The 23,122-nt window shown below is 69.1% G+C and carries 20 protein-coding genes and 1 pseudogene; 14 read left to right on the top strand and 7 right to left on the bottom strand.

Going from position 1 to position 23,122, the window contains the following annotated elements; all coding sequences use genetic code 11:
* Window positions 1-15 precede the first annotated feature (15 nt).
* Window positions 16-1,008: an asparaginase gene (locus tag CPY97_RS08885; RefSeq protein ID WP_096422012.1), complete on the bottom strand. Its 993-nt coding sequence runs from the start codon at window positions 1,006-1,008 to the stop codon at window positions 16-18.
* Between the two features lie 49 nt (window positions 1,009-1,057).
* On the opposite strand from CPY97_RS08885, the gene CPY97_RS08880 reads away from it, so the two are divergent.
* The 3 genes from CPY97_RS08880 (at window position 1,058) to dxr (ending at window position 3,778) form a co-directional block, all read left to right on the top strand.
* Window positions 1,058-1,531 (top strand): OsmC family protein, encoded by a 474-nt coding sequence (locus tag CPY97_RS08880; RefSeq protein ID WP_096422010.1) that lies wholly within the window; start codon window positions 1,058-1,060, stop codon window positions 1,529-1,531.
* 125 nt (window positions 1,532-1,656) lie between these two features.
* Window positions 1,657-2,643 (top strand): FKBP-type peptidyl-prolyl cis-trans isomerase, encoded by a 987-nt coding sequence (locus CPY97_RS08875; protein WP_096422008.1) that lies wholly within the window; start codon window positions 1,657-1,659, stop codon window positions 2,641-2,643.
* Window positions 2,644-2,698: 55 nt separating this feature from the next.
* Entirely contained in the window at window positions 2,699-3,778 is a 1,080-nt protein-coding gene (gene dxr / locus CPY97_RS08870) for a 1-deoxy-D-xylulose-5-phosphate reductoisomerase (protein WP_096422006.1), read from the top strand.
* Here the strand turns inward: dxr and CPY97_RS08865 are convergent.
* Together CPY97_RS08865 and CPY97_RS08860 are read right to left on the bottom strand one after the other, a co-directional pair.
* Window positions 3,775-4,263, bottom strand: a complete 489-nt coding sequence (locus tag CPY97_RS08865) for a hypothetical protein (RefSeq protein WP_150129243.1) — start codon at window positions 4,261-4,263, stop codon at window positions 3,775-3,777. The two genes, dxr and CPY97_RS08865, sit on opposite strands and share 4 nt — an antisense overlap.
* A complete protein-coding gene (locus tag CPY97_RS08860) occupies window positions 4,260-5,558 on the bottom strand; it encodes a serine/threonine-protein kinase (RefSeq protein WP_096422002.1) in 1,299 nt (432 codons plus the stop codon). Before CPY97_RS08860 ends, CPY97_RS08865 begins: the two co-directional genes overlap by 4 nt.
* Before the next feature lie 34 nt (window positions 5,559-5,592).
* Between CPY97_RS08860 and CPY97_RS08855 the strand changes: the two genes are divergently transcribed.
* On the top strand, window positions 5,593-6,927 hold the full coding sequence (locus CPY97_RS08855; RefSeq protein ID WP_231923893.1) for a M50 family metallopeptidase: 1,335 nt from the start codon (window positions 5,593-5,595) through the stop codon (window positions 6,925-6,927).
* A 43-nt stretch (window positions 6,928-6,970) separates the two neighbouring features.
* Here CPY97_RS08855 and CPY97_RS08850 read toward each other — a convergent pair whose 3' ends face one another.
* Window positions 6,971-8,155, bottom strand: a complete 1,185-nt coding sequence (locus tag CPY97_RS08850; RefSeq protein WP_096421998.1) for an acetyl-CoA C-acyltransferase — start codon at window positions 8,153-8,155, stop codon at window positions 6,971-6,973.
* 139 nt (window positions 8,156-8,294) lie between these two features.
* Here CPY97_RS08850 and CPY97_RS08845 point away from each other — a divergent pair, with 139 nt between their 5' ends.
* The 6 genes from CPY97_RS08845 (at window position 8,295) to CPY97_RS08820 (ending at window position 16,330) form a co-directional block, all read left to right on the top strand.
* Window positions 8,295-9,074: a CoA transferase subunit A gene (locus tag CPY97_RS08845; protein ID WP_096421996.1), complete on the top strand. Its 780-nt coding sequence runs from the start codon at window positions 8,295-8,297 to the stop codon at window positions 9,072-9,074.
* 2 nt (window positions 9,075-9,076) lie between these two features.
* Window positions 9,077-9,754 carry a CoA transferase subunit B gene (locus CPY97_RS08840; RefSeq protein ID WP_197702218.1) on the top strand — a complete coding sequence of 226 codons (678 nt, stop codon included), beginning with the start codon at window positions 9,077-9,079 and terminating at the stop codon, window positions 9,752-9,754.
* 88 nt (window positions 9,755-9,842) lie between these two features.
* A complete protein-coding gene (gene ispG / locus CPY97_RS08835) occupies window positions 9,843-10,991 on the top strand; it encodes a flavodoxin-dependent (E)-4-hydroxy-3-methylbut-2-enyl-diphosphate synthase (RefSeq protein ID WP_173826876.1) in 1,149 nt (382 codons plus the stop codon).
* 211 nt (window positions 10,992-11,202) lie between these two features.
* Complete coding sequence (locus CPY97_RS08830; RefSeq protein ID WP_419866100.1) at window positions 11,203-12,981, top strand: proline--tRNA ligase; 1,779 nt, start codon at window positions 11,203-11,205, stop codon at window positions 12,979-12,981.
* A gap of 117 nt (window positions 12,982-13,098) precedes the next feature.
* Entirely contained in the window at window positions 13,099-15,138 is a 2,040-nt protein-coding gene (locus CPY97_RS08825; protein WP_096421992.1) for a PhoX family protein, read from the top strand.
* A gap of 124 nt (window positions 15,139-15,262) precedes the next feature.
* A complete protein-coding gene (locus tag CPY97_RS08820; protein ID WP_096420087.1) occupies window positions 15,263-16,330 on the top strand; it encodes an IS110 family transposase in 1,068 nt (355 codons plus the stop codon).
* A 313-nt stretch (window positions 16,331-16,643) separates the two neighbouring features.
* Here CPY97_RS08820 and CPY97_RS08815 read toward each other — a convergent pair.
* A pseudogene (locus CPY97_RS08815) lies at window positions 16,644-16,802 on the bottom strand (integrase core domain-containing protein); the annotation flags it as partial.
* Between the two features lie 160 nt (window positions 16,803-16,962).
* Here CPY97_RS08815 and nusA point away from each other — a divergent pair.
* The 4 genes from nusA to rbfA all read left to right on the top strand — a co-directional run bounded on the left by nusA (window position 16,963) and on the right by rbfA (window position 21,570).
* Window positions 16,963-17,958, top strand: coding sequence for a transcription termination factor NusA (gene nusA, locus CPY97_RS08810; protein WP_096421990.1), 996 nt, complete (start codon window positions 16,963-16,965; stop codon window positions 17,956-17,958).
* Window positions 17,959-17,969: 11 nt separating this feature from the next.
* The gene (locus CPY97_RS08805; protein WP_096421988.1) at window positions 17,970-18,257 is read left to right on the top strand and encodes a YlxR family protein; all 288 of its coding nucleotides are present in this window, start codon (window positions 17,970-17,972) and stop codon (window positions 18,255-18,257) included.
* Window positions 18,258-18,332: 75 nt separating this feature from the next.
* Window positions 18,333-21,023, top strand: coding sequence for a translation initiation factor IF-2 (gene infB / locus CPY97_RS08800; protein ID WP_096421986.1), 2,691 nt, complete (start codon window positions 18,333-18,335; stop codon window positions 21,021-21,023).
* Between the two features lie 112 nt (window positions 21,024-21,135).
* Window positions 21,136-21,570 (top strand): 30S ribosome-binding factor RbfA, encoded by a 435-nt coding sequence (rbfA, locus tag CPY97_RS08795; protein WP_096421984.1) that lies wholly within the window; start codon window positions 21,136-21,138, stop codon window positions 21,568-21,570.
* An 11-nt stretch (window positions 21,571-21,581) separates the two neighbouring features.
* On the opposite strand, the gene CPY97_RS13470 is transcribed toward rbfA, so the two are convergent.
* Window positions 21,582-21,752, bottom strand: a complete 171-nt coding sequence (locus tag CPY97_RS13470; RefSeq protein ID WP_161494107.1) for a hypothetical protein — start codon at window positions 21,750-21,752, stop codon at window positions 21,582-21,584.
* A gap of 106 nt (window positions 21,753-21,858) precedes the next feature.
* Window positions 21,859-23,121 carry an MFS transporter gene (locus CPY97_RS08790; RefSeq protein WP_231923892.1) on the bottom strand — a complete coding sequence of 421 codons (1,263 nt, stop codon included), beginning with the start codon at window positions 23,119-23,121 and terminating at the stop codon, window positions 21,859-21,861.
* Window position 23,122: the final 1 nt, after the last annotated feature.

Below are 23,122 nucleotides of genomic sequence, written 5' to 3'. Positions count from 1 at the left end.
CGGGTTGCGTGTGCGCTACACGGTGACGCGCAGCCCGCCGACGACGGCGTCACCGCCCCGTACGGGCTCCTCGAGTTCGGCCCGAAGCGCCGCGACGGTGTCGACGTCGACCTGACCTGTCGCGGCAAGAAGCTCGAGCGCCACCGGAGTGGTGGCACGCATCGACCCGTCCAGGATCTTCACCGCGACGCCGACGCCGTTCGGGAGGCCGATCACCACGAGCCCCTCCGCGCCGATCTTCGCGATCGCGCCCATGGTTTCGATGACGCGGGTGTTCGCACGACCCTCACCGTCGATCGCCCACGGCTCGGCGGTGACGGCCGCCATGAGCCGCTGCGCTGCCGGCGTGGTCCCCGCGGCCACGCGGGCCGTGGCCCGCGCCAGTGCGGCGAGCGACGTGGCGTGCAGCGGAGCCCCGCACCCGTCGACGCCGGTGGTGCGGATGCGCTCACCGAGCATCCCTTCGATGCTGTCGACGATGCGGCGCTGTACGGGATGCTCGGGGTCCAGATAGCGAGACGGGTCGCCGTCTCCGAGGGCGTCGCCGGCGCGCAGGAACCCGGCATGCTTCCCCGAGCAGTTCATGGCGAGCCGGCTGCGCTCGCCACCATTCGCCCGGTACGCAGCCCGCTCGGCTGAGCCGAGCGGCCAGTCGGCCGGGCACTGCAGCTCGGCGGCAGTACGGCCGTCGGCGGCGAGCATGCGCTCGACGACGGCCAGGTGGCGGGGCGAACCGCAGTGGCTTGCCGTCGCGAGCACCAGCTCATCGTCGGCGAACTCCGCACCCGATTCGATCAGGGCGAGCGCCTGCAGGGGTTTCAGCGTCGAGCGCGGGAAGACGGTCGCGTCCACGTCGCCGAGCGTGCGCAGCCGCTCGCCATCCGCCGTGACGACCGCGGCAGCCCCGATGTGGCGGGATTCGATGAGGCCCGAGCGGTGGAGGTGCGCGAGTTCGACGCTTCCGTCGACGCTCAAGGGTGCGGGGGCGGCGGACGGGGTCGAGTTCATGGTGGAATCGAGCGTAGCGCCGCGATGCGGCGACGAGAGGGAGAGGCACATGCGCGAGCACGGCTACGCCGTCACCGTCACCTGGAGCGGCAATCGCGGCGAGGGCACGTCCTCGTACCGCGCATATGGGCGGGACCACGCCATCAGGGCGGACGGCAAGCGGCACGCCATCGATGGCTCAGCCGACCGCACGTTTCACGGCGACGCCGACAGGTGGAACCCCGAGGAGTTGGTCATCGCTGCCCTCGCACAGTGCCACATGCTGAGCTACCTGCACGTCGCCGCCGACGCCGGCGTCGTCGTCGTCGACTACGTCGATGCGGCGTCTGGAACGCTCGAGACCCGCGCGGACGGGGGAGGGGCGCTTACAGAGGCGGTCCTGCGGCCAGTCGTCACCCTCGCCTCCGGCGGCGACACGGAGCTCGCTGACCGCCTGCACGAGCGGGCGGCCGAACTGTGCTTCATCGCCAACTCGGTGTCGTTCCCCGTTCGCCACGAGGCGCGCACGGTCATCCGCGACTGACGTCTGCGCGCGGATGCGGGCCCGATCCCCCGCCGCAGCTGACGGGGGATGGGGCGTGGAGCCGATTCCAACGCGACAGGTGGCAGACTGGGCCCTTCCGTTCCATCGACGCCTAAGGACCTCCTGTGCGCCATTCCACCGTATTTTCCAGCCTCATCGCGGCCGGGCTCGTCGTCGGGCTCGCCGCGTGCACGCCGTCGGGGGAGTCGACGAGCAGCGAGCGCGATACCGCGGACGGTTCCTGCGCGGTCGCCGGCGCCGCCAGCGACGCGGTCACGATCGACGGCGACTACGGGCAGAAGCCGGTCTATGAGTTCGACGGGCCGCTGAGCCCCGACACGACCGAGCGCACCATCGTCTCCGAGGGGGACGGGGCCGAGATCGACGAGGGGGACATCGTCGACCTGAACTACTCGATCATCAACGGCGCGACCGCCGAGGAGATCGAGTCGACATACGATCAGGGAACGTCGGTTCAGCTGCGCGTCGACACGCTCGCTCCCGTGCTCAGCGGGCTGTCGAAGACGATCGCGTGTGCCACCGAGGGCAGCCGCATCGTCGGCGTGATCCCCCCGGTCGACGCCTTCGGCGAGGCCGGCGCGCCCGAGTTCGGGCTGGAGGCCTCGCAGTCTCTGGTCTTCATTGCCGACATTGTGCGCATCGCGCCCGAGCCCCTTGTTCGTGCTGAGGGCGAGCCGCAAGAGGCCCCCGCCGACTTCCCCGTCGTGGAACTCGCCGAGAGCGGCGTGCCGACGATCACCATTCCCGACGCCGAGCCCCCCGCCGGGTACGAGGAGGCGACGCTGATCCTCGGCGACGGTGATGTTGTTCCCGACGGCGCGACCGTGACGGTGCACTACACGGGCATCAACTGGAACACCGGCGAGGTCTTCGACTCGAGCTGGGAGCGTGGGCAGCCCGCCTCCTTCCCGACCGGAGGCGTGATCCCGGGCTTCCGTGACGCCCTGGTGGGCTCGACCGTGGGCTCGCAGATCGTCGCGATCATCCCGCCCGAGCTCGGCTACGGCCCGCAGGGCGGAACCCCCGACGGTTCCATCGGGGCGGACGACACGATCGTCTTCGTCGTCGACATTCTCGGGTTCGCCGGCTAGTCGCCGACGCGCGCGGTCACGGGATGCTCGCGCCCCGTCGGGCAGGATGGTCACCATGCGTGACGTGATCATTCTCGGCTCGACGGGTTCCATCGGGGTGCAGGCCCTTGAGGTGGTGGAGGCGAACCCTGACCGTTTCCGGGTGGTGGGGCTCGCCGCGGGCCGCAATCGCGAGCTGGTGGACGAGCAGGCTCGTCGCTTCGGCGTAGAGCACGTCGCGCTCGGCGCGGAGGAGGCGGCCCGACTCGTCGAGACGGTCGACTGCGACGTCGTGCTGAACGGCATCACCGGCTCGGTGGGGCTCGCCCCGACGCTCGCGGCGCTGACCGCTGGCCGCACGCTCGCTCTGGCGAACAAGGAGAGCCTGATCGTCGGGGGCTCCCTCGTGACGGAGCTCGCGCATCCCGGTCAGATCGTGCCCGTCGACAGCGAGCACTCGGCCATCGCGCAGGCGCTGCTCGCCGGCGCTGAACACGAGGTGCGGCGCCTGGTGTTGACGGCCAGCGGAGGTCCGTTCCACGGGCGCTCGCGCGCGTCGCTCGAGGGGGTCACCCCGGCGGAGGCGCTCGCCCACCCCACGTGGGACATGGGCCGCGTCATCACGACGAACTCCTCGACGCTCGTGAACAAGGGTCTCGAAGTCATCGAGGCGCACCTGCTGTTCGGGGTGCCGTACGACCGCATCGACGTCACGGTGCACCCGCAGTCGATCGTGCACTCCATGGTCGAGTTCGTCGACGGGTCGACGATCGCGCAGTGCTCGCCGCCCGATATGCGCCTGCCGATCTCGCTCGGGCTCGACTGGCCGCACCGTGTGGCCGGTGTCGGGGCGCCGCTCGACTGGACAACGGCGAGCACGTGGACGTTCGAGCCGCTCGACGCTGACGCGTTTCCCGCGGTCGACCTGGCGAAGCAGGTGGGGGCCGCGGGGGCGACCTTCCCGGCCGTGTTCAACGCGGCGAACGAGCAGGCGGTGCACGCCTTCCACGACGGGCGAATCGGCTACCTCGCGATCCTCGACACCGTGCGCGACGTCGTCGATCGGCACGAGGCGAACCCAATGACGCTCGAGGGTGTGCTCGAGGCAGAGGCCTGGGCACGCCGCGCGGCTGACGCGGTGATCGCCGCGGCCTAGTCGCGGTTGCCCCGGCCGCCGCCGCGACCGTTTCCTGAGTTGTTCCCCGGGCCGCTGTTGTCGCTGCCCGGACCGCGGGGGGAGCCGCCTCCGCCCTCGGACGCCTCGCGCTCCGCCTGCTCGCGCTCGGCCTGCTCGCTCGCCTCGCGTTCGGCGCGCTCAGCCTCGGCCTGCTCGGCCGCCACGCGTTCGGCCTCCACGCTCGCCGCGACAAGGGCGATGGCGGCGATGATGCTGTCTAGGCGCTCCGTCGAGACGAGCCCGCGGGCGTGAGCGTCGCGCGCGTCTGCCTCGAGGGCCATCAGCCGCATGGCCGCAGCATTCCAGTCGCCGTCGGCGGCGGCCGTGGTCACTGCAAGGGTTTGTTGTTGAAGATCACGCGCAGTGTCGTCGTCGTAGGACGTGCCGCCCGCACAGCCCGATACGACGAGCCCCGCGGCGACGGCGAGCGCGACCGCCCGCGCTATGCGCACGGTCAACCTCACGGGGTCACGCTCCGCTGCAGTCGTTCGAGGTTCTCGCCGAGTTCGCCGGGCACAGCCGGATACTCGACGGCCGGCTCGGCCGACGGGTTTCCCGCCGTGAGTGAGGTCGCGAGGGCCACGCCGGCGACCCCGAGGGAGACGACTGCGATCGCCGCGGCGGCACCGAGGGCGACGCGGGGCAGCGGCTGACCAAGGCCGAAGCGCCGACGTGACGTGTGCGGTCGGCTCGCGTCGACGGCGCGTGCCACGGGCTCTGGGCGGCCCACCCCGCCGATCACCTCGGTCGTCCGCTGCTCGACCGGCGGCAGGATGCGGGTTGGCTCGGGCATCGCGCCCGTCGCCTCATCGTCGATGGCGACCTCCGCGGTGCTGGCGGGTGCCGATGCTGGGGTGGCGACGGTTGCCGCTCCGTCATCGTCGATCTCGGGTAGCGCTGGGGCGTCGGCGAGACTCCTCAGCTCGTCGGCGACCTCGAGCGCCGTGGGTCGATCGTCGGGGTCGCGCGCCGTCATGCGGCCGAGCAACGAGCCCCACCCGACGTGCATGTCGTGGGGGATGGCGGGGTCGCGCGTCACGCGCGCTGCGGCGGCTTCCACACCGGCGCCATCGAACGCGCGGCGCCCCGTGAGCGCTTCGAGCACCACGAGAGCGAGCGAGTAGATGTCGCTCGGCGGACCGACGGCGGAACCGAGGGCCTGTTCGGGGCTCAAGTAGTGCACGGTGCCGAGCACCGCGCCCGTTCCGGTCTGCCCGTCAGCGTCCACGAGGCGCGCGATGCCGAAGTCAACGAGCTTCGCGCGGGGGGAGGTTTCTCCCTCCGCGGTCGCCGGGACGAGGATGTTGCCGGGCTTGACGTCGCGGTGGATGATGCCGCGGTCGTGGATGTGCGCGAGCGCCTCCGCGATCGTGGCTCCGATGACGGCCACCTGATCGTGGGGCAGGCGGCCGCGGGAGATCATGCGCCCCAGGTCGTCGCCGTCGACGAGCTCGAGCACGAGGGCTGCGCCTCCGGGGGTCGGCACCCCGTCGACGGCGTCAAACAGCGTGACGAGAGCGGGGTGGTTGAGGCTCGCCAGGAGGTCGACCTCGTCGCGGTGCCGGCGCATCCCGTCGCCCGCGGCCAGCTCCGCGCGGAACACCTTGAGCGCGACCTCGCGCCCGAGCTGAGTATCGGTGGCGGCAAAGACGCTCGACATGCCGCCGCGGCCGATGAGTCGGTCGACGCGATAGCGGTCGCCGACGGTTCGGCCCGGCGCGAGGTCGAGGCCGCTGGTCCCTGCGGACGTGGCGGTCATGAGACGCAATGCTAGACCCGGTTACTCTGTGCCCGTGGAATCCGTCCTGCTGTACATCGTCGGCATCCTCGTCGTCGTTGTCGGGCTGGTGGTCTCGATTGCGCTGCACGAGCTGGGCCACTTTGTGCCCGCCAAGGCGTTTGGCGTGCGCGTCGGGCAGTTCATGATCGGCTTCGGTAAGACGATCTGGTCGACGCGGCGTGGCGAGACCGAGTACGGCTTCAAGTGGATCCCGCTCGGCGGTTACATCTCGATGGCGGGCATGTACCCGCCGGCGAAGGGTGAGGCCGAGGGGCGTACCGCCTCGACCGGCTTCTTCCAGACCCTGGTGCAAGACGCGCGTGCGGCTTCCGCCGACACCATCCCTGAGGGCGATGAGCACCGCACGTTCTTCCGGCTACCGGTCTGGAAGCGCATCATCATCATGCTCGGTGGCCCGTTCATGAACCTCGTCATCGCGGTCGTGCTGTACGCGGTGGTGCTGATGGGTTTCGGCATCAACCAGCCCTCGACGACGCTCGGCAGCATTAACGAGTGCGTCGTTCCGGCGACGAGCGCGGTGCAAGAGTGCGGCCCCGACACTCCTGTGGCCCCGGGCAACGAGGCGGGCCTGTTGCCCGGCGACCGCGTGCTGTCGATCGACGGCCGCACCATCACCGAATGGCAAGACATCTCCGACGCCATTCGTCCCGCCGCTGGCCGCACAATTCCGGTCGTCGTCGAGCGCGACGGCGAGGAGGTGAGCCTACGGCTGACGCCGCTACTCACCGAACGCTTCGTTCTGGATGATCGGGGCCAGATTCTCGAGGACGCCGCCGGCAACCCGGTCACCGAGGAGGTCGGCTTCGCCGGCATCGCGCCGGCGTACGAGACCGTTCAGCAGCCCGCGAGCGAGGTCTTGCCGGCGGTCGGTGAGAACGTCGAGGCCGTTGCGCGAATCATCGTGACTTTGCCGCAGCGCATGATTGACGTCGCGCAGGCGGCCTTCGGCCCGGCCGAGCGTGACCCGAACGGCCCGATCAGCGTCGTTGGCGTCGGGCGCATCGCCGGCGAGATCGCGAGCCTCGACACGATCCCCATCGTCGAGCGCGCGTCGTTCTTGGTCGGCGTGCTCGCTGCGCTGAACGTTGCGCTGTTCGTCTTCAACCTGATTCCGCTGCTGCCGCTCGACGGCGGGCATGTCGCGGGGGCGCTGTTCGAGAAGCTGCGCCGCTTCCTCGCGAAGCTGTTCGGGAGGCCCGACCCTGGCCCGCTCGATACAGCACGTCTCGTTCCGATCACCCTCGGCGTTGTGCTCGTGCTCGGAGTGATGAGCGCCCTGCTCATCTATGCCGACATCGTGAACCCGGTCAGGCTGTTCGCTCCGTAGCGGCGGGTCGCCCTCGACCGCGACCCGCCGAGGGTGCCGGTGCTTAGACCGACTCGAGCAGCATCGACTGCCCCTGTCCGCCGCCGCCGCACAGCGAGATGGCGGCGCGACGGGCGCGGCCCTCGTGAACGGCGTGCGCGGCGTGCGCCACGAGGCGCGCCCCGGATGCCCCGATGGGGTGCCCGAGGGCAATCGCGCCGCCGTCGGGGTTCACAATCGTCGGGTCGACGCCCAGGTCGCGGGTCGACTGGATCGAGACGGCCGCGAACGCCTCGTTGATCTCAATGTGGTCGAGGCTGTCGACGCTCCAGCCGACCCGGTCGAGGGCGGCCGTGATTGCCCGCGACGGCTGGCTGTGCAGCGAGTTGTCGGGGCCGGCGACTTCGCCCCAGCCGACGACGCGCGCGAGGATCGTCGCACCCTGCTCGCGGGCCCAGTGCTCACGCGCGACGACAACCGCCGCGGCGCCGTCGCTGAGGGGCGACGCGTTGCCCGCCGTGATCGTGCCGTCGGCCGTGAAGGCGGGCCGGAGGGCGCCGAGCGTTTCCGCCGTGCTGTCGGGCCGCACTCCTTCGTCGCTGTCGACGGTGGTGGTGCCCCGTCGGTGTGCGATCTCGATAGCAGCGATTTCGGGAGCAAGTCGGCCGTCGTCCGCGGCGGCCGCCGCCCGCTGGTGTGACGCCGCAGCGACCTCGTCTTGCTCGGCGCGGCTGATGCCGAGGCGTCCGACGTGACGTTCGGTGCTTTCCCCCATCGAGATGCCGTCGACCGCGTCGGTGAGACCGTCATGCGCAGCATGGTCGAGCGCGCTCTGCGTGCCGTAGACCCAGCCCATGCGCACGCCCGGCAGCAGGTGTGGCGCGTTGGTCATCGACTCCATGCCGCCGGCGAGGACTGCGTCGGCGTCGCCGAGGCGCACGAGTCGCGCCGCGTCGGCGATCGCCCGCGCGCCCGAGAGACACACCGAGTTCACGCTCGAGGTTGCCACCGAGGGCGCAAGGCCTGCGCCCAATGCGACCTGGCGCGAAGGGTTCTGGCCGCAGCCGGCGGGCAATACCTGGCCCATGATGGCGGCCTCGATTGCCTCGGCGGGCACACCGCTGCGCTCAAGCACCGCACGGGCGGCGTGGATCCCGAGGTCGACGGCGGAAAGGCGGGCGAGGCTTCCGCGGACGCGACCCTGTGGGGTGCGGGCGGCGGCGATGATGACGACTGCGTTGTCGCTCATGAGAACTCCATTCGTGGGGAGGGTGAGTGTCTTCGACCCTAGCGGCGCGCTCGCGCTAGTTTGGGCGTATCCCGAACAGGGACCGAGTCAGCGCCGACTCCGCGCCGACTCGTCGTGCCATCCCACAAGGAGACGAACGATGACGATCGACAAGACGGTCGGCAGTCCTGCCGACGCCGTCGCCGACATACCCGATGGCGCGAGCCTCGCGGTGGGTGGCTTCGGACTGTGCGGCAATCCGATGCTGCTGATCGAGGCTCTGCTGGCGCAGGGCGCACGCGAGCTGAAGATCGTGAGCAACAACTGCGGGGTCGACGACTGGGGTCTCGGCATTCTGCTGGCGGCGGGGCGCATTGCCAAGATGACGTCGTCATACGTCGGAGAGAACAAGGAGTTCGAGCGGCAGTTCCTGTCCGGCGAACTCGAGGTCGAGCTCACACCCCAGGGAACGCTGGCGGAGAAGCTGCGTGCGGGCGGCTCGGGGATCGCGGCGTTCTACACCCAGACCGGCGTCGGAACGCAGGTCGCGGAGGGCGGCCTCCCGCGACGCTACAACTCGGACGGGACGGTGGCTGTCGCGTCACCGGCCAAGCCCGTCGCGACCTTCGCGGTGCGCGGCGAGGATCGCGAGTTCGTCCTGGAGGAGGCGATTACCACCGACTTCTCGCTCGTCCACGCCGCGCTCGGCGACCGCCACGGCAACCTCGTGTTCTCCCGGTCGGCCCGCAACTTCTCTCCGCTCGCGGCGATGGCGGGTCGGGTGGCCATCGCGCAGGTCGAGAGACTCGTCGAACCGGGCGAGCTCGACCCTGACATGGTTCACCTCCCCGGCGTCTTCATCGACCGAGTCGTCGAGGTGGGTTCGGACATCGAGAAGCGCATCGAGCGACGAACGGTGCGTTCAGGAGAGGGGAGCTGATCATGGCACTGTCCCGCACAGAAATGGCGGCGCGCGCCGCCAGGGAGCTCACCGACGGCGCGTACGTGAATCTCGGTATCGGTTTGCCCACCCTCGTTCCCAACTATGTGCCGGACGGCGTGACCGTCGTCTTGCAGAGTGAGAACGGCATCCTCGGCGTCGGCCCCTACCCGACCGACGATGCGGTCGATCCCGACCTCATCAACGCCGGCAAGGAAACGGTGACCGTCCTTCCGGGCTCCGCCTTCTTCGACTCGGCAACGAGCTTCGGCATGATCCGCGGCGGCAAGATCGACGCGGCGATCCTCGGGGCCATGCAGGTCTCCGAAAAGGGAGACCTCGCGAACTGGATGATCCCGGGAAAGATGGTCAAAGGGCCCGGGGGAGCCATGGATCTGGTGCACGGCGCAGGGCGTGTCATCGTCTTGATGGAACACGTCGCGAAAGATGGCTCGCCCAAGATCGTGACCGAGTGCTCGCTGCCGCTCACCGGCCGCGGCGTCGTTGACCGCATCATCACGGACCTCTGCGTCATTGACGTCAGTGACGAGGGCCTCACGCTCGTGGAACTCGCGCCCGGCGTGGGACTCGACGACGTGACGTCGACGATGGAGCCGTCGCTCATCATCCCGCACGAGATTTGGCGCGCGGAGCGGGCTCGAGTCGGCCGCGAGCCCTGAGGCGCGGGTTCAGGGCGGTGCTCTAGTCTGAGCACCGTCCTCCCGCGGCCCTCTTCGCCGTCACCCTGAACCCGAAAGTCGAGTTCTCGTGCCCGCAGTCAATCTCGGAATGCCGAAGGTTCCCGAGGTTCTTGCCCCGCGCCGCAAGACCCGCCAGATCAAGGTCGGCAAGGTGATGGTCGGTAGTGACCACCCGGTCAGCGTGCAGTCGATGACGACGACGCCGACGACCGACATCAACGGCACCCTGCAGCAGATCGCTGAGCTCACCGCCACGGGCTGCGACATCGTGCGCGTCGCCGTCCCCAGTCAGGACGACGCGGATGTGCTGCACATCATCGCGAAGAAGAGCCAGATCCCCGTCATCGCCGACATCCACTTCCAGCCGAAGTACGTGTTCCAGGCAATCGACGCCGGGTGCGCCGCCGTACGGGTCAACCCCGGCAACATCAAGAAGTTCGACGACAAGGTCGGCGAGATCGCGAAGGCCGCCAAAGACGCTGGCGTCAGCCTGCGCATCGGTGTGAACGCCGGCTCGCTCGACCCGCGACTGCTGCAGAAGTACGGCAAGCCCACCGCCGAGGCGCTCGTCGAGAGCGCCGTGTGGGAGGCGAGCCTGTTCGAGGAGCACGACTTCCACGACTTCAAGATCTCGGTCAAGCACAACGACCCGATCGTCATGGTGAAGGCCTACCGTCAACTCGCCGAGCGGGGCGACTGGCCCCTGCACCTCGGCGTCACGGAGGCTGGCCCCGCGTTCCAGGGCACGATCAAGAGCGCGACGGCGTTCGGCATTCTGCTCGGCGAAGGGATCGGCGACACGATCCGCGTCTCCCTGTCGGCCCCGCCCGCCGAGGAGATCAAGGTCGGCCTCAAAATCCTCGAGAGCCTGAACCTGCGCGAGCGCAAGCTCGAGATCGTCTCGTGCCCGTCGTGCGGCCGCGCACAGGTCGACGTCTACACGCTCGCCGAAGACGTCACGAAGGGGCTCGAGGGTATGACCGTGCCGCTGCGGGTCGCCGTCATGGGCTGCGTTGTGAACGGACCGGGCGAGGCTCGCGAGGCCGACCTCGGCGTCGCCTCCGGCAACGGCAAGGGGCAGATCTTCGTCAAGGGCGAGGTCATCAAGACCGTCCCCGAGTCTGAGATCGTGCAGACACTGATCGACGAGGCGAACCGCATCGCCGCGGAAATGCCCGACGCGCCGACCGGCAGCCCCGAGGTCGTCACCGCGTAGCACGGAGTTGCCCTCCGGCGCGAGCAGCGGCTAACCCCCCGATGGGGGACTAAACCGCCGTTCGTGCGCCGCGATAGTTTCAGAGGCGGGCCTGCGAGCGAAACAAGCCCCCCTTGCCGTCGCTCGCAGGCCCTCCGCTTATTGTCACGCGAATCGCGCTCGAATTCCAGCATCGGCCGTCCGACCGGCGCGGCGGCCGACGCTACGCTGGATGATCGTGACCACTCGCATGAGCCAGCTCTTCGTTCGAACGCTGCGTGACGACCCCGCCGACGCCGAGGTGGCGAGCCATCGCCTGCTCGTCCGTGCCGGTTACATCCGTCGTCAGGCGCCGGGCATCTTTGCCTGGCTGCCTCTCGGACTGCGCGTGCGTCGCCGTATCGAGGCGATCATCCATGACGAAATGGCGGCCGCGGGAGCCCAGGAGGTCCACTTTCCCGCGCTGCTGCCGCGCGAGCCGTACGAGGCCACCGGGCGCTGGACGGAGTACGGCGACGGAATCTTCCGCCTGAAGGACCGCAAGGGCGCCGACTACCTGCTGGCCCCCACCCACGAGGAGGTCTTCACGATGCTCGTGAAGGACCTCTACTCGTCGTACAAGGACCTGCCCCTGTCGATTTACCAGATCCAGGACAAGTACCGTGACGAGGCACGGCCCCGCGCCGGACTTCTGCGCGGCCGCGAGTTCTCGATGAAGGACGCCTACTCGTTCGACTACACCGACGACGGGCTCGACGCCTCGTATCAGGCGCAGCGCGACGCTTACGAGCGCATCTTCACGCGCCTGGGGCTCCAGTACGTGATCGTGCAGGCCGACGCCGGGGCGATGGGTGGCTCGCGCAGTGAAGAGTTCCTGCACCCGACGGCGGTCGGCGAAGACACGTTCGTGCGCTCAGCCGGCGGGTACGCCGCCAACGTCGAGGCGTATCGCACGACCGCGCCCGCGGCCCTGCCGATCGACGGGCAGCCCGAGGCGGTCGTGTTCGACTCGCCCGACACGCCGACGATCGCCACGCTCGTGGCGCTGGCGAACGACCGACACCCGCGCGAGGACCGCCAGTGGGAGGCGGCCGACACGCTGAAGAACGTCGTGCTGCGGCTCACGCATATCGATGGCTCCAGCGAACTCGTCATCGTTGGGGTTCCCGGTGACCGCGAGGTCGACATGAAGCGCGCCGAGGTGGCGTTCGCGCCCGCCGAGGTCACCGCCGCCACCGACGAAGACTTCGCGAAGCACCCCGGCCTCGTCAAGGGCTACATCGGCCCGTGGGCTGCCGCTGGGCCGGTGCTCGGCGAAGAGGGCTCAACCACGGGAATCCGCTATCTCGTCGACCCCCGGGTGGTCGACGGCACCGCCTGGGTGACCGGCGCGAACGAGCACGAGAAGCACGTCTTCCACCTGGTTGCTGGCCGCGACTTCGTGGCCGACGGGATCGCAGACATCGCCGAGGTGCGTGCGGGCGATCCTGCGCCCGACGGCTCTGGCCCCGTCGAGCTCGCCCGCGGCATGGAGATTGGCCACGTCTTCCAGCTCGGCCGCAAGTACGCCGAGGCGCTCGAGCTGAAGGTGCTCGACGAGAACGGCAAGCTCGTGACCGTCACGATGGGCTCGTACGGCATCGGCGTGACGCGCATCCTCGCGGCGATCGCGGAGGGCAATCACGACGAGCGCGGACTCATCTGGCCCCGCGCCGTGGCTCCCTTCGACGTGCACGTCGTCGCCACGGGCAAGGATCCGGTCGTGTTCGAGATCGCCGAGACGCTCGCGAGCGAGCTCGAGGCCCAGGGTCACGACGTGCTGCTGGATGACCGGCCGAAGGTCTCGCCGGGCGTCAAGTTCGGCGACGCCGAGCTGCTCGGCGTGCCGCTCGTGGTCATCGTCGGCCGCAACGCCGCCGAGGGCACGGTCGAGTTCTGGGATCGCCGCTCGGGCGAGCGCCGCGACGTCGCGCTGCACGAGGTGCCGGCGGTGCTGCAGCAGGTGGACTGACCGGTTCACCCCCCGTTCACGGGGCGAACACCCTCCGGTCGCACGACGGTCACGCAGACGTCGCGCCCCTGAGCTACGGTGGCGGAGCATCCGTCATCTGACCGAGGGGGCTCGACCATGACCATCAGCGCCGACACCGACCAGCGCACCCGCCTGCCGATCATCGACCACGCGCGCGGCAAGCGCTCACCCGTGACGTGCCGCCTGAAGTGCGCGGACGCGTGCCTCGGGCCCGAGTGCAACACGTCGAGCAATGCGACGTTCCGCTCGATCGCCCAGACGGCCTTCAGCCGACGCGCGCTGCTCGGCGGGGCGGCGGCCGGCGCCGTGGTGATCGCCACGACCTCGCTCGAGCGGCCGACGGCGGCCGTCGCCGCGCCCGCCGCGACGGGACTGCCGTTCACCCCGATCGCGCCGGTCGACTCGAGCGTCGACTCGTTCGTCGTGCCCGAGGGCTACACGTGGGCGCCGCTCATCCGCTGGGGCGACCCCGTGCTCGCCGGCGCACCGGTCTTCGACATCGGCGCGCAGTCCGCCGCAGCCCAGGCCGCGCAGTTCGGCTACAACAACGACTACATCGACATCATCGTCGACGCCGGCGGGCTCACGGGCGTGCTCGTCGCCAACCACGAGTACGTGAACCCCGAGATCATGTTCCCACCGTCGAGCGACCCCGCCGAGCTGCGCCGGCGCAGCGAGATCTACAAGGCCGCGCAGGGCATGAGCGTCGTCGAGGTCGTGCGGGATGCGCCCGGGGCTCCGTGGCGCACGGTTCCCGGCGGGCGCCGCAATCGCCGCTTCACGGTCGACTCGCCGTTCGTGCTCACCGGCCCGGCCGCGGGCTCGGAGCTCGTGCGCACGGCGGCCGACCCCGAGGGCCGCACCGTGCTCGGCACGCTCGGCAACTGCGCGGGAGGCACGACGCCGTGGGGCACCGTGCTCTCGGGCGAGGAGAACTTCAACGGCTACTTCTCGTCGCCCGCCGACACGCCCTCGCGCGCCCGGTACGGCTTCCGCCAGCGCCCGACGAGCACGGGCTGGGAGACGTGGGACGTTCGCTTCGATGGCGCCGCGCCCGGCTACGAGAACGAGGAGAACCGCTTCGGCTACATCGTCGAAGTCGACCCGCTCGACCCGACCTCGACTCCCGTGAAGCACACGGCCATGGGTCGCTTCAAGCACGAGGGCGCGAACGTCTCGATCGCCGAGGACGGCCGGGTCGTCGCCTACATGGGCGACGACGAGCGCGGCGACTACCTCTACAAGTTCGTCTCGAAGCACCGCGTCAACACCGGCAGGGGGCCGGGGGCGCGCAAGCAGAACCTCAAACTGCTGAGCGAGGGCGACCTGTTCGTCGCGCGCTTCACGGGCGACTCGCCCGCGAACGAGATCGACGGCTCGGGCCGCCTGCCGCAGGACGGCCTGTTCGACGGCACGGGGGAGTGGATCGCGCTCACGCGCAACGGCCGCAGCGCGGTGCCGGGGATGAGCGTCGAGCAGGTGCTCGTGCACACGCGCCTCGCGGCCGACCTCGTCGGCGCGACCAAGATGGACCGCTGCGAGGACGTCGAGCCGCACCCGACGACCGGCCGCGTCTACATCGCGTGCACCAACAACTCGCGACGCGGCATCGATGCGCCCGTCGACGAGGCCAACCCTCGCCTGTCGAACAGGGATGGTCACGTCATCGAGCTCGTGGAGCAGGAGGGCCAGGGCGGCGCGCGGTTCGCCTGGAGCATCCTGCTGCTCTGCGGCGACCCGAGCGGGGCGGCGCTGACCTACTTCGCCGGGTTCCCGCCCGCGATGGTCTCGCCGATCTCGTGCCCCGACAACGTCGCATTCGACTCCGAGGGCAACCTCTGGATCTCGACCGACGGGGCGCCGAGCTCGATCCGCAAGAACGACGGCCTGTTCAAGGTTCCGCTCGAGGGGCCCGAGCGCGGTCGCGTGCAGCAGTTCCTGTCGGTGCCGCGCGACGCCGAGACGTGCGGCCCGATCATCCGCGTCGAGGATGGCATGGTGCTCGTCGCGGTGCAGCACCCGGGGGAGGACGGCTCGTTCGCGGCGCCGAACTCGCTGTTCCCCGACTACGGGGCGACCGGCCCCGGCACGGCCCGGGCGCCTCGCCCCTCGGTCGTGCAGGTCTGGCGCGCCTAGACGATATGGGTCTTCGGTCTGGTTCTTGAGGCTGGGACCTCGATTCGCGTATTCGTGGGTTGCCAGCTGTCGAGGGCTGGCCTATCCACCAGGCGAATGGAGGCCCCAGTTGAGAATCCAGCGTATGAGCGTCGGTCTGGACGTGCACGCCCGTAGCGTCGTGGGATGCGCAATCGATGAGGACACCGGGGAAGTGATCCGTCATCGTTTCGGCTACGACCCCGCGGCAGTTGTGGAGTGGGTGCGGTCGCTGCCCCAGCCGGCGGCGGTGACCTATGAAGCTGGGCCGACCGGGTTCGCTTTGGCCCGGTTGTTCACCGCCGCAGGCATCGAGTGCTTCGTGGCGGCGCCGTCGAAGTTGCAGCGCCCGGTCGGGGATCGAGTCAAGACCGACGCCAGGGACGCGATGCATTTGGCAAGACTGCTGCGACTGGGTGAGATCGTCGCGGTTGCCGTGCCCACGATCGAGCAGGAAACCGCCCGCGACTTGGTGCGAGCCCGGGAGGACAATCGGGGTGAGCTGATGGCTGCACGGCATCGGCTCTCGAAGCTGCTGTTGCGCCACGGGATCATTTATGACGGCAAGCAGGCGTGGACCGGCGCGCATGATGCCTGGCTGCGTCGGCAGAGGTTCGACCATCCCGGACTGCAGGCTGCGTTCGATGCCGACTACGAAGCAGTGCAGCAGGTGCGCGCCCGCAAAGACCGACTCGACGCGATCATCGAGCAGATGGCCGCGGCCAGCACCTACGCGCCCGTGGTGCGACGCCTGGGGTGCTTGCGTGGGATCTCGACCTTGACCGGGTTCGGCCTCGCGGTCGAGATCGGCAACTGGGAGCGCTTCACCGGATCCAGCATCGGAGCGTTCGTCGGGCTGGTGCCCTCAGAGCACTCCTCCGGACAGTCCCGCTCGCAAGGCTCGATCACCAAGACCGGCAACACTCACGCCCGCCGCCTGCTGGTGGAAGCGGCCTGGCATCACCGCAAGCCCTATCGTCCCGGAGCGGTGATGCAGGCCCGGTGGGCTGCCGCGCCCAGCCTTGCAGCGTCCCGCGGCGACGACGGCAACCGGCGCCTGCATCAGAAATGGCAGCACTTCACCGCACGCAAGAAGCGGCCCACGATCGCGAACGTCGCCATCGCCCGCGAGCTCGCCGGCTGGTGCTGGTCCTTGGCCGTGATGCCCGACTGACCTGGGCCCCCTGACCGGTCGGTTCAGACGGCAGGTGACGGCAGCGCGAGGAGCGACCCGCGGAACAGCTATGAGCAGCCCGCCCGAAGGGCAGGCGACGCTCGATCCTAGACAAGCGGAACCGCTCCAGCCGAACAGCACGTCCTGCGGTAACCAACCCGCGCATATCAGTCTGACCGCGCGTCGCCCACGACACGCACGACACCCACACCGCCCGCGCCGACCACACGAAAGAGCGCCCGGAGCATGATCACTCCGGGCGCTCTTACCCCTGCCACTTGACAGGAATCAGCCACATATCAGTTGTACTGAGTCACGAGGTTGGTGACACTCGGCCGGCGGGCGTGAGCCCGTGGGCTGTGTGGATTCGCTCAGTGTTGTAGTTGTGCAGCCACGGAGCAAGGGCTTCTGCGCGGGCAGTGTTTGAGGTGAACGGCTGCCGATAAGCCCACTCGGCTGCCAGGGTGCGGTTGACCTAACTGTCAACCAGGTCGTGACTCAGTACACCTAGTCGTTCCGCTCGGCCTCTGCGGGGGTGAGGAGGGGGCGTGGAGTCGGGTACCGTGGAACTCCGACCCGCGCCCCCTCTCTCGAGCGGCGCGTCGCCCAATCGAATAGCGGAGGCACCCCACGTGGACATCGACCTGGCAGTCCTGAGGATGATGGAGCGCGAGCGGGAGATCCCGTTCGATGAGCTCGTGCAGATCATCGAGCAGGCGATCCTCACGGCCTACCTCAAGCACACCGATCAGGCCGACCAGCGCGGCTCCGACGCTCCCCAGCCGCGCGTCGAGCTCGACCGCAAGACCGGTCACGTGACCGTGTACGCGCCCGTGCTCGACGACGAGGGCGCCGTGATCGGCGAGGCCCCCGACAGCCCCGACGACTTCGGGCGCATCGCGGCGTTCGCGGCCAAGCAGGTCATCAACCAGCGACTGCGCGACATCGGCGATGACCGCGTGCTCGGCGAGTTCAAGGGTCGCGAGGGTGACATCGTCGCCGGTGTCATCCAGCAGGGTCCGAACCCGCGCATGGTGCACATCGACCTCGGCACGGTCGAGGCCATCCTGCCGCCCGAGGAGCAAGTTCCCGGTGAGGAGTACCCGCACGGCAGCCGCATCCGCGTGTATGTCACGAGCGTGTCGAAGGGCCTCAAGGGTCCGTCGATCACGGTGAGTCGCACGCACCCGTCTCTCGTCCGCCGCCTGTTCGCGCTGCACGTGCCCGAGATCGCATCCGGTGTCGTGGAGATCGTCTCGCTCGCGCGCGAGGCGGGCCACCGCACCAAAATTGCCGTCAGGGCGACGGAGCCGGGCGTCAACGCGAAGGGTGCGTGCATCGGAGAGCTGGGGCAGCGCGTGCGCGGTGTGACCGCCGAACTCGGCACCGAGAAGATCGACATCGTCGACTACTCGGATGACCTCGCGACGTTCGTGAAGAACGCACTGTCGCCCGCGAAGGTGACGGACGCGTTCGTCATCAACCCGGACACGAAGGCGGTTCGCGCCCTCGTGCCCGACTACCAACTGTCGCTCGCGATCGGTAAGGAAGGGCAAAACGCCCGCCTCGCCGCGAAACTGACGGGCGCGAAAATTGATATCCAGCCCGATTCCGTGATGGATGACTAGCACCCGCTAGGATGGAACCCGTCAGAACCTGCGTCGGCTGTCGTGCTCGCGCTCCTCGTTCCGAACTTATTCGGTGCGTCGTGCGTGATCAGTCAATCGTCGCGGACGCGTCGACCAGTCTTCCTGGCCGGGGCGCGTGGGTGCACGGCACCCGCGACTGCATCGAGACGGCGACGTCACGCCGAGCATGGGCTCGCGCGTTTCGCACCGCCGGTCCGCTCGATGCGGGAGAGCTTCTGACACTGTACGGATCCACCGGATCCTCGAGAGAACAGGCTGATCGGCACATGGACAACTGATGAGCGGCTCGAAATGAGACCCGTCCACCATTAGTGGTCTGCCCCTGTCCGGGTGCAGGCCCAGACAGGAGAGAAGTGGCTGGAAAACCACGCGTACACGAAATCGCCAGCGAGTTCGGAGTATCGAGTAAAGACGCGCTGGAGAAGCTGAAGGAGCTTGGCGAATTCGTCAAGGGTCCCTCGTCGACGATCGAACCGCCCGTAGCGCGAAAGCTTCGCGCTGCTCTCGAGGCTGACGGCGCCAAGCCCGTCGCCGACGAGAAGCCGGCGGCAAAGAAGCCGGCCCCGAAGGCCGCACCGAAGCCCGCGCCGGCTACCGCCGCGCCCGCGGCCGAGCCGGAGGCTCCGGCCGCGTCCGCCGCCGAGGCTGCTCCCGCCGAGCCCGCGGCTCCGGAAGCGCCCGCGGCGCCCGCCGCCGACGCGGAGAAGCCCGCGCCGTCGAAGCCCGCCGCGACGGGTGGTCCGCGTCCCGGCAACAATCCCTTTGCATCCCAGCAGGGCATGGCGCGCCCCGGCACGCCCCGACCCGGTAACAACCCGTTCTCGTCCTCGCAGGGCATGCCCCGCCCGGGCGGCGCGGGTGGCGCCATTCCGCGTCCGCCGCGTCCCGGCGCGCCCCGCCCCGGAGCCCCCCGACCCGGTGCGCCCCGTCAGGGAGCGCCCGGACGCGGCAACGCGCCGTTCCAGACCCGCCAAGGCGGCGGTGCGCGGCCGGCGCCCGGTACAGCCGGCTTCCGTCCCGGTGGTCCTGGAGGCCCCGGAGGCCCCGGCGGCGGTGGTGGCGGTTTCCGCGGCGGCGGCCGTGGCCGCGGCCCCGGTGGCGGCACCGCTGGTGCCTTCGGTCGTGGTGGCGGTAAGAGTCGCGCCCGCAAGTCGAAGCGGACGAAGCGGCAAGAGTTTGAAATGCGGGAGGCGCCGTCGGTAGGCGGCGTCAGCGTTCCCCGCGGCGACGGCAAGACCGTTATTCGCCTGCGGCAGGGCGCGTCCATTACGGACTTCGCTGACAAGTTGGAGAGCGCCACGGGCATGAACTGCCCGCCCGGAAACCTCGTGACGGTGCTGTTCCACCTCGGTGAGATGGCAACCGCCACCGAGTCGCTCGACGGCGCCACCTTCGAGGTGCTCGGCGAGGAGCTCGGTTGGAAGATCGAGATCGTCTCGCCGGAGGACGAAGACAAGGAACTGCTCGAGGCGTTCGACATCGACCTCGACGAGGTGGACGACGAGGAAGACCTCGTCATCCGTCCTCCCGTGGTCACCGTCATGGGCCACGTCGACCACGGTAAGACGAAGCTGCTCGACGCGATCCGCGAGGCGAACGTCGTCGCGGGCGAGGCCGGCGGCATCACCCAGCACATCGGCGCCTACCAGGTGTGGACCGAGCACGAAGGGATCGAGCGCGCAATCACCTTCATTGACACCCCGGGTCACGAGGCGTTTACCGCCATGCGTGCCCGCGGTGCGCAGGTGACCGACGTCGCGATCCTCGTGGTCGCCGCCGACGACGGCATCATGCCGCAGACGGTGGAGGCCCTGAACCACGCCCAGGCGGCGAACGTGCCGATCGTGGTCGCGGTCAACAAGGTTGACAAGGACGGGGCCAACCCCGCCAAGGTGCGCCAGCAGCTCACTGAGTACGGTCTCGTGGCCGAAGAGTACGGCGGCGACGTCATGTTCATCGACGTCTCTGCGCTGCAGAAGAAGGGCATCACCGAGCTGCTCGACGCCGTTCTGCTGACGGCCGACGCCGGACTCGACCTGCGCGCGAACCCGAACCGACTGGCGCGCGGAACCGCGATCGAGGCGAAGCTCGACAAGGGCCGCGGAGCGGTGGCGACCGTGCTGATTCAGGCCGGAACCCTGCGCGTCGGCGATGCCATCGTCGCGGGCACCGCCTACGGCCGCGTGCGCGCCATGACGGACGAGAACGGCGAGAAGGTCGACGAGGCCTACCCGTCGCGTCCGGTGGCCGTTCAGGGTCTGTCGACCGTGCCGCGTGCGGGTGACACGTTCATCGTCACCGACGATGACCGCACCGCCCGCCAGATCGCCGAGAAGCGTGAGGCCGCCGAGCGCAACGCCATGCTGGCCAAGGCTCGCAAGCGCATCAGCCTCGAAGACTTCACGAAGGCGCTGGAAGACGGCAAGGTCGAGTCGCTCAACCTCATCCTCAAGGGTGACGTCTCGGGTGCTGTCGAGGCCCTGGAAGAGGCGCTTCTCAAGATCGAGGTCGACGAGAGCGTGCAGTTGCGCATCATCCACCGCGGTGTTGGTGCGGTGACCGAGAGCGACGTGAACCTCGCGACGATCGACAACGCGATCATCGTGGGCTTCAACGTGCGCCCCGACACGAAGGCGCGCGAGCGCGCCCAGCGTGAGGGCGTCGACATCCGCTTCTACTCGGTCATCTACTCGGCGCTCGAGGAAATCGAGAACTCGCTGAAGGGCATGCTGAAGCCTGAGTTCGAAGAGGTGCAGTCGGGCGTGGCCGAGATTCGCGAGATCTTCCGCTCGTCGAAGTTCGGCAACATCGCCGGTGTCATCGTGCGCAGCGGCACGATCACGCGCAACGCGAAGGCGCGCGTGATTCGTGAGGGCGTCGTCGTCGGCGACAACCTCGCGATCGAGTCGCTGCGCCGTTTCAAGGACGACGTCACCGAGGTCAAGACCGACTTCGAAGCCGGCATCGGCTTGGGCAAGTTCAACGACATCCAGGTCGGCGACGAGATCGAGACGATCGAGATGAAGGAAAAGCCGCGCGCCTAAGCGCCGCGATCGTGTCCGTCGGGCCCCGGCCCCGTGCATCCGCACGGTGGACGGGGCCCGTTCGGCACCGAACAGAACCACACGCACCACACGACGAAGAAGGTGGGTCACCATGAGTGAGAACCCTCGCGCCCGCAAGGTCGCCGACCGCATCCATGAGGTCATTGCCACGCGCCTCGAGAGAGGCCTTCGTGACCCGCGACTCGGCTTTGTCACCATCACGGAAGTGCGCGTCACCGGTGACCTGCAGCACGCCAGCATCTTCTACACGGTGTACGGCACCGACGAGGAGCGCGCTGATTCGGCCGCGGCCCTGAAGGCGGCCACCGGCATGCTGCGCACCGAGGTCGGCAAGAACCTCAACACGCGCCTGACCCCCACGATCGAGTTCATCGCCGACGGCGTGCCCGAGAACGCGGCGGCGATCGAGAACCTGCTGCGCGAGGCGCGCGAACGCGATGCCCAGACCGAGGCGGAGGCGAGAAGCGCCCAGTACGCAGGTGACGAAGACCCGTACGTCAAGCCCCGCGAGGCCGACGACGAGTAGGGGACAGCGGCCTAGGAGTGGCCGCCGAGGTCGATCGACCCCGTGTTGAAGATCGACACGGCAATCAGGATCACGCCGGCGACGATTGACAGTCCCGCGATCACGCCGAACAGGGCGACGCCCGCCTTTTCGATCAGGCCGGGGCGGGGTTCTGCGCCGGTGTGCTCTGCATCCATGCTCATCGAGTGACTCCTTTGTGACGGGATCGCGTTCGTCGACTCCTCCTATCGTGCCGCACATTGCTGAGAAGCGAGGACGGAACGCCCGGGCGAGTGCAGCGTTCGCCGTCTAGTGGGCGTCCAGTTCGGTGGGAAGGCGCCGCATTCCGAGGAGGGGAGAGGCGACGACGAATCCGGCGGCGAGGAGAACCCCGGCGGTAGCGAGCCACAACAGGGCCGGAATTCCGATGGCGGTCGCGATAACCCCCGACAGGACGCCCGCGATGGGCATGACGCCCCACACGACGAATCGGATGGACGCATTCATGCGACCGAGGAGGGGCACGGGGCAGATGCGCTGCCGGAAGCTCACCTGGGCGATGTTGTAAACGAGCACGCTCACACTCGTCACCGCGTTCCCGACCATGAGGAGCGCGATGGCGATGGAGGGGAAGACCGGCATGAGCGCGAACAGGACCATCCCAACCACGCCCAGGAGCGCGGAGAGCGGGATCACGGTTCCTTCACCGATGCGTTCCGAGGCGGGTGCGGCGAGCACTGCTCCGATGAGACCCCCGACCGCGCCGACGGACAGCGCGATGCCGTACAGCGCCGGACTGATCTCGAGGTCACGGAGGACGAGCAGCGGCAGCATCGTGAACAGCAGGCTGGCGAAGAAGTTCGTGAGCGCCGTGCAGGCCGCAATCGACCGCAGGAGGCGCTGGTTCCAGACGAAGGCGAGACCCTCAACGATCTCCGTCCACAGCGGTCGTCGCTTATCTCGCGGCGCGGGCAGCTCCTCATCGCGGATGCTCGCGATCGCCACGAAGGAACCGAGGTAGGTGATCGCGGTCGCCGCCAGCAGTATCGGGGCCTGCACAACGGCGAGGAGGAGGCCACCGAGCCCCGGGCCGGCAACGCCCGCGAGCTGGGCGGTCGATTCGAGCTTTCCGTTCGCATCGGAGATCCTGTCGCGAGGAACCAGCACGGGGATGTAGCTCTGGTAGGCGACGTCGAAGAACACCTGGGCGAATCCGATGATCGCGGCCAGCACGATCAGGTGCCACATCTGCAGGGCGCCAGCGGCCCAGAGGATTGGGATCGCCCCGAAGGCGAGGGCTCGCGTGATGTTTGCCCGCATCATCACTCGTCGCTTGAGGCTGCGGTCTACCCATGCCCCGGCCGGGAGCCCGACGACGAGGAACGCGAGGGTGCCTGCGGCACCGAGAAGGCCGACTTCCCACTCGTTGGCGCCCAGGATCGCGACCGCGAGGACGGGAATGGCGATGCCGCCGAATTCTGCCCCGAATTGAGCTCCCGCTTCGCCGCTCCACAGCCGCATGAAGTTGCGGTGGCGCCACAGGGTCGGGGAGCGCGGGGGAGGCGAGGTCACG

Origin of the sequence: Microcella alkaliphila (assembly GCF_002355395.1) — a bacterium.
Lineage (GTDB): Bacteria > Actinomycetota > Actinomycetes > Actinomycetales > Microbacteriaceae > Microcella > Microcella alkaliphila_A.
This window is presented reverse-complemented; position numbering and strand designations above follow the sequence as displayed.

What these genes read in the sequence shown, in the direction of transcription:
- CPY97_RS08850 (WP_096421998.1), bottom strand. Translation starts at nt 8,155, where the DNA reads ATGAGCGACAACGCAGTCGTCATCATCGCCGCCGCCCGCACCCCACAG.
- CPY97_RS08830 (WP_419866100.1), top strand. Translation starts at nt 11,203, where the DNA reads ATGATCGTGACCACTCGCATGAGCCAGCTCTTCGTTCGAACGCTGCGT.
- CPY97_RS08840 (WP_197702218.1), top strand. Translation starts at nt 9,077, where the DNA reads ATGGCACTGTCCCGCACAGAAATGGCGGCGCGCGCCGCCAGGGAGCTC.
- CPY97_RS08805 (WP_096421988.1), top strand. Translation starts at nt 17,970, where the DNA reads ATGGAACCCGTCAGAACCTGCGTCGGCTGTCGTGCTCGCGCTCCTCGT.
- CPY97_RS08860 (WP_096422002.1), bottom strand. Translation starts at nt 5,558, where the DNA reads ATGACCGCCACGTCCGCAGGGACCAGCGGCCTCGACCTCGCGCCGGGC.
- CPY97_RS08845 (WP_096421996.1), top strand. Translation starts at nt 8,295, where the DNA reads ATGACGATCGACAAGACGGTCGGCAGTCCTGCCGACGCCGTCGCCGAC.
- dxr (WP_096422006.1), top strand. Translation starts at nt 2,699, where the DNA reads ATGCGTGACGTGATCATTCTCGGCTCGACGGGTTCCATCGGGGTGCAG.
- rbfA (WP_096421984.1), top strand. Translation starts at nt 21,136, where the DNA reads ATGAGTGAGAACCCTCGCGCCCGCAAGGTCGCCGACCGCATCCATGAG.
- CPY97_RS08880 (WP_096422010.1), top strand. Translation starts at nt 1,058, where the DNA reads ATGCGCGAGCACGGCTACGCCGTCACCGTCACCTGGAGCGGCAATCGC.
- CPY97_RS13470 (WP_161494107.1), bottom strand. Translation starts at nt 21,752, where the DNA reads ATGAGCATGGATGCAGAGCACACCGGCGCAGAACCCCGCCCCGGCCTG.
- CPY97_RS08820 (WP_096420087.1), top strand. Translation starts at nt 15,263, where the DNA reads ATGAGCGTCGGTCTGGACGTGCACGCCCGTAGCGTCGTGGGATGCGCA.
- CPY97_RS08885 (WP_096422012.1), bottom strand. Translation starts at nt 1,008, where the DNA reads ATGAACTCGACCCCGTCCGCCGCCCCCGCACCCTTGAGCGTCGACGGA.
- CPY97_RS08825 (WP_096421992.1), top strand. Translation starts at nt 13,099, where the DNA reads ATGACCATCAGCGCCGACACCGACCAGCGCACCCGCCTGCCGATCATC.